The sequence below is a fragment of the Neisseria leonii genome, from assembly GCF_028776105.2.
Taxonomy (GTDB): Bacteria; Pseudomonadota; Gammaproteobacteria; order Burkholderiales; family Neisseriaceae; genus Neisseria; species Neisseria leonii.
This window is the reverse complement of sequence record NZ_CP145606.1, coordinates 237,631-250,435: the sequence shown is the minus strand read 5'-3', so window position 1 is coordinate 250,435 and position 12,805 is coordinate 237,631. Positions and strand designations below refer to the sequence as shown.

At 59.6% G+C, this 12,805-nt stretch carries 13 protein-coding genes and 1 tRNA gene; 8 read left to right on the top strand and 6 right to left on the bottom strand.

From position 1 onward, the window contains the following. The first annotated feature begins 11 nt into the window (after window positions 1-11). Window positions 12-1,445 carry a lipopolysaccharide biosynthesis protein gene (locus tag ORY85_RS01270; RefSeq protein WP_274572615.1) on the top strand — a complete coding sequence of 478 codons (1,434 nt, stop codon included), beginning with the start codon at window positions 12-14 and terminating at the stop codon, window positions 1,443-1,445. Between the two features lie 468 nt (window positions 1,446-1,913). Further along, a complete protein-coding gene (locus tag ORY85_RS01265; protein ID WP_274572614.1) occupies window positions 1,914-3,071 on the top strand; it encodes a glycosyltransferase in 1,158 nt (385 codons plus the stop codon). Between the two features lie 136 nt (window positions 3,072-3,207). On the opposite strand, the gene ORY85_RS01260 is transcribed toward ORY85_RS01265, so the two are convergent. After that, window positions 3,208-3,651, bottom strand: coding sequence for an Rrf2 family transcriptional regulator (locus tag ORY85_RS01260; RefSeq protein ID WP_274572613.1), 444 nt, complete (start codon window positions 3,649-3,651; stop codon window positions 3,208-3,210). A 70-nt stretch (window positions 3,652-3,721) separates the two neighbouring features. On the opposite strand from ORY85_RS01260, the gene ORY85_RS01255 reads away from it, so the two are divergent. After that, the gene (locus tag ORY85_RS01255) at window positions 3,722-4,087 is read left to right on the top strand and encodes a hemerythrin domain-containing protein (protein ID WP_274572612.1); all 366 of its coding nucleotides are present in this window, start codon (window positions 3,722-3,724) and stop codon (window positions 4,085-4,087) included. A gap of 2 nt (window positions 4,088-4,089) precedes the next feature. After that, window positions 4,090-5,298 (top strand): NnrS family protein, encoded by a 1,209-nt coding sequence (locus ORY85_RS01250; protein ID WP_274572611.1) that lies wholly within the window; start codon window positions 4,090-4,092, stop codon window positions 5,296-5,298. Window positions 5,299-5,349: 51 nt separating this feature from the next. Here ORY85_RS01250 and trpB read toward each other — a convergent pair whose 3' ends face one another. From trpB to truA, 3 genes are all read right to left on the bottom strand, one after another. Continuing rightward, complete coding sequence (gene trpB / locus ORY85_RS01245) at window positions 5,350-6,552, bottom strand: tryptophan synthase subunit beta (protein WP_274572610.1); 1,203 nt, start codon at window positions 6,550-6,552, stop codon at window positions 5,350-5,352. Between the two features lie 220 nt (window positions 6,553-6,772). Beyond that, the gene (locus ORY85_RS01240) at window positions 6,773-7,396 is read right to left on the bottom strand and encodes a phosphoribosylanthranilate isomerase (protein ID WP_274572609.1); all 624 of its coding nucleotides are present in this window, start codon (window positions 7,394-7,396) and stop codon (window positions 6,773-6,775) included. 536 nt (window positions 7,397-7,932) lie between these two features. Beyond that, window positions 7,933-8,760 (bottom strand): tRNA pseudouridine(38-40) synthase TruA, encoded by an 828-nt coding sequence (gene truA, locus ORY85_RS01235; protein WP_274572607.1) that lies wholly within the window; start codon window positions 8,758-8,760, stop codon window positions 7,933-7,935. 208 nt (window positions 8,761-8,968) lie between these two features. Here truA and ORY85_RS01230 point away from each other — a divergent pair, with 208 nt between their 5' ends. From ORY85_RS01230 to ORY85_RS01220, 3 genes are read left to right on the top strand one after another with little or no spacing between them, the layout of a single operon-like run. Next, window positions 8,969-9,259, top strand: coding sequence for a YciI family protein (locus tag ORY85_RS01230; protein ID WP_274572644.1), 291 nt, complete (start codon window positions 8,969-8,971; stop codon window positions 9,257-9,259). An 11-nt stretch (window positions 9,260-9,270) separates the two neighbouring features. Continuing rightward, complete coding sequence (locus ORY85_RS01225) at window positions 9,271-9,537, top strand: BolA family transcriptional regulator (RefSeq protein WP_274572606.1); 267 nt, start codon at window positions 9,271-9,273, stop codon at window positions 9,535-9,537. A 35-nt stretch (window positions 9,538-9,572) separates the two neighbouring features. Next, window positions 9,573-10,439, top strand: a complete 867-nt coding sequence (locus ORY85_RS01220) for a peptidyl-prolyl cis-trans isomerase (RefSeq protein WP_274572605.1) — start codon at window positions 9,573-9,575, stop codon at window positions 10,437-10,439. 198 nt (window positions 10,440-10,637) lie between these two features. Here ORY85_RS01220 and ORY85_RS01215 read toward each other — a convergent pair. After that, a tRNA-Ser gene (locus ORY85_RS01215) sits at window positions 10,638-10,731 on the bottom strand. 114 nt (window positions 10,732-10,845) lie between these two features. Beyond that, complete coding sequence (locus tag ORY85_RS01210; protein WP_274572604.1) at window positions 10,846-11,781, bottom strand: AEC family transporter; 936 nt, start codon at window positions 11,779-11,781, stop codon at window positions 10,846-10,848. A gap of 142 nt (window positions 11,782-11,923) precedes the next feature. On the opposite strand from ORY85_RS01210, the gene nadE reads away from it, so the two are divergent. Continuing rightward, window positions 11,924-12,715: an NAD(+) synthase gene (gene nadE / locus ORY85_RS01205; RefSeq protein WP_274572603.1), complete on the top strand. Its 792-nt coding sequence runs from the start codon at window positions 11,924-11,926 to the stop codon at window positions 12,713-12,715. The last annotated feature ends 90 nt before the right edge of the window (window positions 12,716-12,805 follow it).

Genomic DNA, 12,805 nt, shown 5'->3' with positions numbered 1-12,805 from the left:
CGAGTCCGCCTATGAACCGCCGCACAGTTGCCGCCTATGCCTTAGGCCCCGTCGGCAGTGCCGCGCTCGGCCTGCTGACCCTGCCGCTGCTGTCATGGTATTTTCCCGCGCAGGACATCGGCCGCACCGCGCTGCTGCAAACTGCGGTTTCGCTGCTACTGATTGTGGCGGGCATGGGCGCGGATCAGGCCTATATCCGCGAATTTCACGCTGCACCCGACCGAAACCTGCTGCTGAAAAACGTATTGCTGCCGCCCTTGGCCGCTTTGACCTTTATCCTGCTGCTGTGGGCCGCTCTGCCGTTTTCCGCCGCACAACTGCTCTTCGGCAGCCGCAACCCCGCATGGGAACTCTGGATTGCCCTGTATGCCGCCGCCTGGCTGTTTACCCGCTACCTGTCGCTGATTCTGCGCCTGCACGAACGCGCACTGGCTTTTTCTGCCGCCCAGGTCTGGCCGAAGCTCTGCCTGCTGCTGTCGGCACCCGCCGCCGTTGCCGCAGGCGCGCCCGCCGACACCGGCACATTGGCCGCCGCTTTTGCCCTCTCGCAAAGTGCCGCCGTGCTGCTGCTGGCATGGCAGACCCGCATCCAACTGGCCGCCGCCCTGCGCGCACCGTTCAGCCGCACCCTGCTCGGCAGCCTGCTGCACTACGGCCTGCCGCTGGCCTTGGCCGCGCTCGCCTACTGGGGCTTGGGCTCGGCCGACAAATGGCTGCTGAAACAGTATGCCGCACCCGATATTTTGGGCGTGTACGCTCTGGCGGCGGGATTTGCCGCCGCTGCGGTTTTGGTGCAGAGTATTTTTTCTACCATATGGGCACCGACATTGTTCCGCTGGGTGCACGAACAGCGCGACTTAGCACCGGTCGCCCGTATTTTCCGCCTGCTGACCGGTGCGGCTGCCGCCGTGTGGTGTCTGAGCGCGCTGGCCGCCCCGTTAACCCGCCTGTTCCTGCCGACCGACTACGCCGCCGTGCCGTTTCTGCTGCCGCTGGTGATGCTGCCGCCCCTGATCTATACGCTGACCGAAGTCGGCGGCATCGGCATTCAGGTACGGAAAAAAAGCCGCGCCGCCTTGTGGATAACCTTAGCATCGCTCTGCGCCCATCTGGCCTTGGGGCGGCTGCTGATACCCGCTTTCGGTGCGGCCGGTGCCGCCTTGGCGGTGTCACTGGCATTCGCGCTGTTTTTCGTGCTGAAAACCGAATACGCCCGCCGCATCTGGCTGCCGCTGCCGCGCGCCGCCGCTTATGCCGCCGTGGCCGCCGCCCTGCTGCTGGGTTCGGCCTATGCGGCATACGGCGCGGCATACCCTGCGGCCTTTGCTCTATTGTGGACGGTATTGTCCGTTGCATTGGCGGTATCTTTCCGCCGCGATTTGGCCGCCGCCCTGACGGCAGGCCGTCTGAAAACCGCAACAGAACCGCCCGACGGAAAACCGTAACCGCCGCCTGCGGACGCACAAACCGATAAACCGCCCGCCATTGATACGCCCCGTCCTGCCGCCCACCGATACAGTCGGGCATCATTCAGACGGGCGACAGGTTTATACGCAAAGCCCTGTACATGCCCGCCCGAATTGCCTGCCTCCACACCGACCTATGGCGACCTCGGTTTGAGCAGAAAATCAAAGAAGGAAAACATCCGAAACAGATTTATGTCCTGATGATGTGCAAGATTTTGAAATTTGCCTGCGTCTGCATCAAGAGCAATACACCGTCCGACCCCGAACGGCACAAACATAAAATAACAGGCGGCAGATTTACACCTGCCGCCTAAGTTAGTTAACTGAGTTGGTTAAATATATACTCTATCAACGCTACTGCTTGTCAGTATGCAGGGGTTATTTGTATCTGACAAAAATCAACCAAATTGCGCTTTACAAAAAATACAGTATCTTTTTTAGAACACCATGCACGTTTTGCTTCTGCCCTCGTGGTATCCCGTTTCCGCCGACGACCTCAACGGCACATTCTTCCGCCAGCAGGCACAGGCACTCGCACGTGCCGGTGTGCAGGTGGGCGTAGCCGCGCCGGTGTTCCGCTCTTTACGCGGCGAATTCTCCTCATTGTGGCGCGGGCCTTACGGCCGCCAAACCTGCCGCGAACACGGCGTGGCCACCCATATCCACCATTCCATGCTGTTTTTCCCGCGCCTGCCCTATCTCGACCGCTGCCGCTGGCTGGCCGCAGGCGAAGCCCTGTTCGAGGCCTACGCCGCCGAACACGGCCGCCCCAATGTGCTGCACGCCCACTGCCTGAACTACGGCGGCATTCTAGCCGGACGCATCGCCCGCCGCCACCACATTCCCTTTGTCGTCACCGAACACAGCAGCACCTATGCGCGCGGCCTGATCCGTCCATGGCAGCAAAAAGCCATGCGGCAGGCCGCCGAAGCCGCAGCGGTACGGCTGGCAGTCAGCCGCCCGTTCTGCCGCTTACTGGAAAATTACTTCCCCGGTACCGATTGGCAGTATCTGCCCAATATGCTGGACAATCTTTTTGCCGCTGCTCCGCTGCCCGACAAAACGCCCGATCGACCGTTCGCCTTCTGCGCCGTCGGCCATCTGCACCGCCACAAAGGCTTCGATATTGTGCTGGACGCTTTTGCTCTGGCCGCCGCCCAAATGCCCGGCATCACGCTGCACATCGGCGGCGGCGGCAGCGAAGCGGCGGCCTTGGCCGCACAGGCAGGCCGTCTGAATATCGAAAACGCCGTTACCTTTCACAGCGCACTGAGCCGTCAGGGCGTACAGGATTTGATGCGCCGCTGCGATGCCTTCGTTCTGGCCAGCCGCGCCGAAACCTTCGGCATCGTGCTTATCGAAGCCCTCTCGCAGGGCCTGCCGCTGGCGGCCACCGCCAACGACGGCCCCTGCTCCGTTATCACACCCGAACGCGGCCTGCTCGTCCCCAATGACGACCCCGCCGCCCTGGCCCGTGCCATGATCGCCCTGTGCCGCAACCGTTCCGCCTACCCGCCCCACACCCTGCGCGCAAGCGCACTGGCCGAATTTGACGAAACCGCCGTCATCGGGCAGCTGCTGGCGCATTACCGGTCTGCCGTCTAACGGACAGTGATAGCGCAACCGTCGGCAGAGCAGTCCCATGCCGTCCCGGTCAATCCCAATCAAAAAACCGGATTCCGTCATCCGGCTTATCACGCAGCTACCGGTTTTCAAGCCGCCCCCCCTTTAATCAGAATATTCAGACGGCCTGATTCTGACGGTACGGTGTGATCAGTATGCCGACCGTCTGCCGGTTCAGCATATCGGCCAGCGTAAAGCTGTCCAGATGGTTGAAAAATGCTTTGGCCGCACCGTCCAACACCACGGCCAGCCGGCAACTGCCGCTGATCACGCATTGACTGCCCGCCCCCATACACTCGACCAGCTGCACCGGCTCCAGATGGCGGATAACGGCACCGATGCGTATCTGCTCGGCCGGTGCGGCCAGTTGCAGGCCGCCGCCCTTGCCGCGTATGCTGTGAAGAAAACCGCCTTTGACCAGTGCCGTTACCACTTTCATCAAATGGCTTTTTGAAATCCGGTACGCATCGGCAATTTCGGCAATATTGACGAGTTTTCCTTCGTGTGCCGCCGTGTAAATCAAAACGCGCAACGCAAAATCGGTATGCTGGGTAATGTACAACTTGCCACCGCCTGATTAAAGTTTCATAATATCTGAATATTATTTTATTTCCGCCGTTCGGACAAGAATCATGAAACGCCATCCTCTGCTGGTTCCGCTTTCACAGGAACACCATCATTCGCTGGCACTGTGCCTGCGCATACTGCGTGCACCGGAAACCGACCACCGCGCGGCCATTGCCGGCCATTTCGCTACCCTGCTGCCGCATTTTGCCGAAGAAGAACGGCAGCTTTCGGCGGTTTGGCCGCATTTGCGCCACACCGGCTTGCAGCAGCGTTTCGAAGCCGACCATGCAGCTCTGCGCAGTATGCGGATCCCGCCCGATCATGCTGATGCCGCATGGCAGACCCGTTTTGCCGCCTTATTGCGCGGACATGTCCGATTTGAAGAGCGCGAACTCTTTCCCGCCGCCGAACCTTTTATGGAGGCCGTCTGAATATGGCACTGATTCAGATTAAACCGCCCGCAGCGGCCGAATCCGCCCGAACATATCCGCCCGTATCCGCACAACACCCGCTTTGGGGCATGGCGTTCCGCCCGCTGTATCCGGCTGCCGCCGTTTTCGGCGCGTTTTCGGTTTTACTGTGGATTGCGGTTTACCATCAATGGCTGCCGCAACCGGCCAATCCGCTGTGGCACGCGCACGAAATGATTTGGGGTTATACCGGCGCGGTGATTGTCGCCTTTCTGCTGACGGCTGTCGCGACCTGGACGGGACAGCCGCGCTGGCACGGCAGGCCGCTCATGGTTTTGCTGGCATTGTGGCTGGGCGCGCGCCTGATGCCGCTGACCCTCCCCGGCGCGCTCGCCGGTACGGCGTTTTACTGGCTCGCCGCCGCCCTGATGGGATACTCGGTCTGGCAGAGCCGAAACCGGCGCAACTATATCGCCGTAGCCGCCCTCTTCTGCTTCGGACTGGGACACGCGCTTTTTAATGCGGCTTATCTGCAGGCAGATGGCGCACGGTTGGGCGATTATCTGCTGGCCGGTTTGATACTGGCGGCAGGCTTTATCGGCCTCATCGGCAGCCGCGTGATTCCGTTTTTTACCGCACGCCGTCTGAATACGCCGCAGACCGCATCGCCCGCCTGGCTGATGGGTGCACCGTTGTGGCTGCCCATGACGGCTGCCGCTTTGCTGGCCGCGCAATCCCTGCCGCTGACCGCCGCTGTCTGCCTGACGGCCTGCGGCATCATCGGCCTGGTTCAGACCGTCCGCTGGCATCACGCACGCATTTGGCGCGAACCGCTGTTATGGACACTGCATTTGGGCTATGCCCTGACCGCACTCGGTTTGGCCGTATTGGGTGCCGCTTACTGGCTCCCCGTATGGAAAAGTGCCGGTATCCACCTGATTGCTGTCGGCGGCATCGGCCTGCTCACCCTCAGCATGATGACGCGCACCGCACTGGGACATACCGGCCGCAGCCTCTACCCCGCGCCCCGCCCCATGCCGGCCGCCTTTATCCTGATGGCCGCCGCCGCCCTGCTGCGCCTCACGGCCGCCATTACCCTTACCGCCGCACCGGCACTCTACCGTCCCGCCCTGGCCGCCTCCGGCCTGCTCTTTGCCGCCGCCCTGCTGCTGTTCGCCATACGCTACCTGCCCTGGCTGCTGCGGCCGCGTACAGACGGCCTTCCCGGTTAAAAGACAAACAAAAAGCACAGCAAAATGCTGTGCTTTATTTCTGCCAAGCGCTCAAAGCTCGATACCTTTGAGCTTGGCCACGGTATTGATGTCTTTGTCCCCCCTGCCGGACAGATTGACCAAAATCACTTGGTCTTTGTCCATTTTCGGCGCATTTTCTACCGCCCATGCCAGCGCATGCGAGCTTTCCAGCGCGGGAATGATGCCTTCGTACCGGCACAATAAATCAAAAGCCTGCAATGCGGCATCATCGTTGGCGGCATGGTATTCGACACGGCCGGTGTCGGCCAGATGACTGTGTTCGGGGCCGATGCCGGGATAGTCCAAACCGGCCGATACGGAATGTGTGCCGAGCACTTGGCCGTTTTCATCCTGCATCAGGTAGCTGCGGAAGCCGTGCAGCACGCCGATGGGCGCGTTTGAGGTAATCGGGGCGGCATGTTCGGGCGTATCCACCCCCTTACCGCCTGCTTCCACGCCCACCAGCCGCACGTTTTCTTCGCCGATATAGGGATAGAACAGGCCGATAGCGTTGGAACCTCCGCCGACACAGGCCACCGCCACATCAGGCTGTCTGCCGACGGCTTCAAGCATCTGTTCTTTCGCTTCGTTGCCGATCACGCATTGGAAATCGCGCACCATTTCGGGATACGGCGCGGGGCCGGCCGCTGTGCCGATGATGTAGAAGGTGTCGTCCACCCGCGCCACCCATTCGCGCATGGCCTCGTTCATGGCATCTTTGAGCGTGCGGCTGCCGCTGTCCACGCTGACCACCTTCGCACCCAACAGTTTCATGCGGAACACGTTGGGGGCTTGACGCTGAATATCGTCCGCACCCATGTAAACATGGCATTCCATGCCGAAACGTGCCGCCACGGTGGCCGAAGCCACGCCGTGCTGCCCTGCGCCCGTTTCCGCAATCACACGCTTTTTGCCCATGCGTTTGGCCAACAGTGCCTGACCGATGGTATTGTTTACCTTGTGTGCGCCCGTGTGGTTCAAATCTTCGCGTTTGAGCCAGATTTGCGCACCGCCCAACTGCGCCGATAAACGCGCGGCATGGTAAACGGGGCTGGGGCGGCCGACATAATGCTTCAAATCGCGGCGGAACGCTGCCCAAAACTCAGGATCGTTTTTGGCTTCCCGATAAGCGGCCGCCAATTCTTGCAGGGCGGGAATCAGGGTTTCGGCCACATACACGCCGCCGTGCTCGCCGAAAAAGCCCTTCTCGTCCGGGGCTTGATAATTGTGCATATTTTTCATCCTTTCCAATAGCAGACGGCCGTCTGAACGCAGCGGAGCCATTTCAATGTCAAAACGGATTGTAACATCAAGCGTTGCCATACGTTGATTCAGACGGCCTGCCTGCATCAAACCGCTATCATGCGGCAAATTTGACCGATACGGCTCATCATCATGTCGGATTCGGATCATCCGACCTACATTTCAACTGACCGGCCTCGGGTTTCAAGCGTCAAATATCCGCCTGTCGGGCAGCAGCAGCGAAAGCCGCCATTTTCTGCGGACATTTGATGCCCGGCGCGCTTTCCACCCCGCTGGAAACGTCCAGCGCGGCAGCACCGCTGATTCTGACGGCTTCTGCGGCATTTTCGGGTGTGAGGCCGCCTGAAAGTATCCAATGGCCGTTTAAATCCGGCGGCAGCATCTGCCAATCGAAACAGTGTCCCGTCCCGCCGTACTCACCTTCGATATGGGCATCAAATAAAACGGCACGCGCATCGGCATAACAGTCCAACGCGGCAGGAATATCGGCCGCCTGTTTCACACGCACGGCTTTGATATACGGCCGCCCGAAACGGCGGCAGAATTCGGGCGGCTCGTCGCCGTGAAACTGAATCAGGTCCACCGGCACCTGCGCCAGAACCTCTTCGATGCGTTCGGCAGTTTCATTGACAAACAGTGCCACCACGCTGACAAACGGCGGCAGCACGCGAACGATTTGTGCCGCCTGCTCGGGCGTGACGCAGCGTTTGCTTTGAGCATAAAACACCAGCCCGACCGCATCGATGCCCAAACGGGCGGCGGCGGCGGCATCTTCGGGGCGGGTAAACCCGCAGATTTTGATACGGGGTATCATGGGATTCCGTAATAAAAGAATGAAAGAAACCAACCGGCGGAGATGACGGTGGCGCGATATTGGGGTGGGTTTTACAATCCGGTAAGCCCCACATTGCACCGTGCGCATCATATCGGATACCGGTATCCGACCTGCCGTTTACAGAAAAACACCCGGCGTGTAGGTCGGATTTTTAAATCCGACACTTCCCGCATCACCGGCACACCATATCGCAGCACTGCATCGCAGCCGTTACATTATCGATTTCAGCATGATGTCGGATACGAGTATCCGACCTACCGTTTACGGAAAAACATCCGGCGTGTAGGTCGGATTTTTAAATCCGACACTTCCCGCATCACCGGCACACCATATCGCAGCACTGCATCGCAGCCGTTATCGACTTTCAGCATGATGTCGGATACAAGTATCCGACCTACCCTTTGCAGAAAAACACCCGGCGCATAGATCGGATTTTTAAATCCGACATTTCCTACATTATCGGCACATCGTCTCTCAGCACTGCACCACAACCGTTATCGGTTTTTCAGACGGCCTCAATCCGCCGTGCCCGCCAATCCTTTCAGCCAGTCGGGCAGCCCGGGCGCGGGCAGGCCGAATACTTCGGGATAGTCGGCACCGGTCAGGTACAGGCCGTCGGGCATAAAGGTCGGCGGGGCTTTGAGGCGGCTTTTTTCGGCCAGCAGCGCGGCAAATCCGTCCACGCTCAAACGGCCGTTGCCCACATACACCAGCGCGCCGACGATATTGCGTACCATATGGTGCAGAAACGCGTTGCCGTGCAAATCCAGCGCCATCAGTTGCGGCGTGCCGCTCAAACGGACGCTGTATAAGGTTTTGACCGGCGATTTGGCCTGACATTGGGCGGCGCGGAAACTGGAAAAGTCATGCGTGCCCACCAGCAGCGCGGCAGCCTGCCGCATGGCATCGAAATCCAGCGGCGTGTGCGTCCAGCCCGCACGGTGCACCAGATGCGGCGCGCGCACGGGCGACGATTGCAGGATATAGCGGTAGCGGCGGCCGAATGCGTCGAAACGGGCATGAAAATGCGGCGCAACGGTTTGCGCGTGCCAGACCGCCACGCCTTCGGGCAGCAAACTGTTCACTCCGCGTATCCACGCCTGCGGGCTGCGCTCGGCGACGGTGTCGAAATGCACGGTCTGCGCCGTGGCGTGTACGCCGGTATCGGTGCGTCCGGCGGCAACGGTGTCGATCCGCCCGCCCGCAATCCGGCTCAAAGCCGCCTCCAAGGCCGTCTGAACCGTAACCACGCCCGCCGCCTGTTTCTGCCAGCCGAAAAAGCGGCTGCCGTCATACGCCAGCATCAAAGCCCAGCGCGTCCGCAGCGGTTTATCCGAATCCATCGGCAATATCCTGTCGGCAAAACGGGCATTATAGCGGTTTGCCCGTTCCGCCAAAAGCACACTGAAAACGGCTTACATGTGAAAAAGCGTGTAAACCGGCCGCTTTTCAGACGGCCTGACACGGCAGCAGACGTGCAAAAGCACGGCGGTAGCGGTATGATTGCACCTTTCTGCGGCAAGAGCCGCACAACCGGGAAACATCATGACCATGCAATACTATATGCTGCTTGCCACCGACGGCGACGACACCGCCGAAGCCCGCGCACAGGCACGGGCGGCACATCTGGCGCGGCTCGAAGCCCTCAAAGCGGAAAACCGCCTGCTGACTGCCGGCCCCACACCACTGCCGGAAGATGCCGACAAAGTTTCCGGCAGCCTGATTATCGCCGCCTTCGCCTCGCTGGACGAAGCCCAAGCCTGGGCCGAACAGGATCCGTATGTCCAAGCAGGCGTGTACGAAGAAATCCTGATCAAACCCTACCGCGCCGTTTTCCCATGATCCGGACCGATATGCAGCAGCACATTGCCGAACGCCTGTCCGCCCTGAATCTGCAACACTACGAATTCAGCGACGACAGCCATCTGCACGCCGGACACGCGGGCAACACCGGCGGCGGCCATTACCGCATTTTAGTGGTGAGCGAAGCCTTTAACGGCCACAGCCGCCTCGCCCGCCAGCGCATGATACAGGAGCCGCTGCAAGACTTTTTCGCCCAAGGTGTCATTCACGCATTAAGCATCCGCGCGCTGACGCCCGGGGAATATGCTGCCCGCTGAACCCTTCCCAAATTTTTCAACCTGAGGAAAGAAACATGAAAAAAACCTATCTTGCCGCACTGATGATGACCGCCCTCTCCGGCAGCCTGATGGCTCAAACGCTGGTAACGGTAAACGGTACCAAAATCGACAGCAGCGAAATCGACCGTCAGGTGCGCGTCCTGCAACAGACCCGCCAGGCCGCCGACAGCCCTGCCCTGCGCAACGAACTGCTGCAGCGCACCGTTACCCGCACCATCGTCGCCCAAGAAGCACGCCGTCTGAAACTCGACCAATCCGCCGAGTACAAAAAAGCCAGCGAACAGGCACGCAGTGCGGCCAAAGCGGAAGGCGCAGACAAACAGGCCGATTTCAAAGCACAATGGGCCGACTTTGAAACCGGCCTGCTCGGCCAGGCCTACGAAATCCACGTTTTGCGCCAAAACCCGCTGCGCGAAGCCGATGTACAGAAAAGCTACAACGACTTGAAAAACTTCTATCAGGGCACCAGCGAAATCCAGTTGGGCGAAATCGTTACCGAAAATAAAGCCGATACCGACAAAGCCCTGCGCGACCTGAACGCCAAAAAATCCTTTGCCGCCGTAGCACGCCAATACTCTGCCGACCCGGCAGCCAAAGAAAACGGCGGCATCGGTGCGGACTATATCCCGCTGAAAGACTTGGAACAGGCCAACCCCGAAGTCTATCAGGCCGTGCGCAACCTGAACAAAGGCCAGTTTACCCGCACACCGCTCTCCAACGGCAATGTTTACGCCCTGTTTTACGTCAACGACAAACGCGCGGTCAAAATCCCCTCGTTTGACGAAGCCAAAAACAACATCGCCCAAACGCTGCAACTGCAAAAAATCGCCGCCTCGGTCGAAGATCTGTACCAAAAAGCCAAAATCGTACCGGCCAACTAAATCGGCCGCCTACGGATAAAAGGCCGTCTGAATACCGCAACATGCGTATTCAGACGGCCTTAATCATGATTACAGGCTTTTTTTACCGGCATACGGCAACCAGAAAACCGCCTGCCCCGCTTCTTGCCCGCCAGACAAACGGGACATCCGGCCGAAACAAAGCAGCGCAACCTCACCGGCTGCGCTGCTTCGTCTGTCTGGCGGAGTAGGAGGGATTCGAACCCTCGATCCAGGTTTTAGCCCAGATGCACCCTTAGCAGGGGTGTGCCTTCAGCCTCTCAGCCACTACTCCGTTCAAGAATGCGGACTATACGCAAACCCGCCGCCACTGTCAAACCGCATTCCGTTTTTTTGCCGCTGCCGAAAATAAACGGCTGAAATTTAGCCGAATTTAATTGAGGCCGTCTTAACGGGCAAAACCGCCCCACCACATCAGCAGGGAAATGCTGAAAAACGACAGCACGACCGTCAGCAGCATGGCGGCCGAACCGCGTTTTTCATAACCGTACTGCGCGCACACCAGCGGAAAAATGCTCGCCATCGGCACACCGGCCAGCAGCGCACCGATCCAGATGACATCGCGCGCCGCACCGGCCAGCCACAAACCGGCGGATACCGTCAGCGGGAACACAACCAGTTTGCCGATGCTGATCAGCGCAATATCGGGCAGACTGCCGCGCAGTTTCAAACCGGCCAGACTGCCGCCGATCACGAACAAAGCCACCGGCGCGGAGGCCGATGCCAGCATGGCGGTAACCTTGTCGGCCACTGCCGGCACCGGCAGCCAGCCTGCGGCAAAAACCAAACTGACCGGAATCGCGGCAATCATCGGATTGCGCAGCAGATTGCCCGCCACATCACGCAAAGTCTGCCAACGGCTTTTGCCGCTGCCGCCGGATGCGTCGGCCACAATATAAAACAGCGGCAGTGCAATCAGATTTTCCAGCAGGGCATTCATCGCCATATACTGACCGGCCGGGGTGCCGATGGCTGTCGCCAGCAAAGGGTAACCGATAAAGCCCGTATTGGACATCGACATACCGAAACCGCTCAATGCGGCTGCCGCACCGTCCTGACGGCGTGCAAAACGCCCCGCAGCCCAGCCGAAAACAAAGGCGGCCGCCGTGCCGCCGCCGTAACCCGCCAGATAAGCAGTATCGAACGCTTCGGCCAACGGCTTGGTGGCAACGGCCTGAAAAATCAGGGCAGGCAGCCCCACCCTCATCACCAGCTTGGCCGCGCCGCGCAATTCGTCAAAGGCAAACCAGCCCGCGCGCACTGCCGCAAAACCCAGCAGCAGAATGGCAAAGACCGGTGCGGTAATCTGAAAAATGGCCAACATGGCGGCTCTCCGAACAATTCTGCACTTCAATTTTAGTCCGCCCCGATACTGCGGGCAATGATACCGGATGGCGCGCAGCAGTATGTTTTTCGGGTTATACTGCGCTTTCCCGTTTCCCACCTCAAATCAAAAGGACACCTCCATGCAGCACCAAGCCGTTATCGGGCATATTGTAAACTGGCTGAAAGACTATGCACTCAGCGCCGGCATGAAGGGATTTGTTGTCGGCGTATCCGGCGGTGTCGATTCCGCCGTCGTCTCCGCACTGGCTGCGCGCACCGGCATGGATACCCTGCTGCTGGAAATGCCGATCCGCCAGAAAAGCGATCAGGTAAACCGTGCGCAGGAACATATGGCGGCACTTTCCGCCGATTTTGCCAACGTCCGCACCCTGCGCGTGGATCTGACACCCACATTCGAACAGTTCGAGCAGACGGCCGAAGTCAGCGAAACCGATTATCCGGCCAAAAATCTGGCTCTGGCCAACAGCCGTTCGCGCCTGCGTATGCTCACACTCTATTACTACGGCCAACTGAACAATCTTTTGGTGGCCGGAACCGGCAACAAAGTCGAAGATTTCGGCGTCGGCTTCTTCACCAAATACGGCGACGGCGGCGTGGACATCAGCCCCATCGGCGACCTGCTCAAAAGCCAGGTTTACCGGCTGGCCGAGGCTTTGAACGTATCGGAAGCGATCAGGCAGGCCGTGCCGACCGACGGCCTGTGGGACACCGAACGCAGCGACGAACAGCAGATGGGCGCCACTTACCCCGAGCTGGAATGGGCGATGGGCGTGTACGGCAGACAGCCGCCCGAAGCATTCACCGGCCGCCGGCGCGAAGTACTGGAAATCTACACCCGCCTCAACCGCGCCATGCAGCACAAAATCCGCCCGATTCCCGTCTGCACCATTCCCGAAGCACTGCTGGAATAAGCCCCGCCGCCGAAAAAATGTAAAGCCAATTTTTCAGACGGCCTATTTCCCGGCACCTGAAACTTAGGCTACAATTCCCAATCTTTTTCT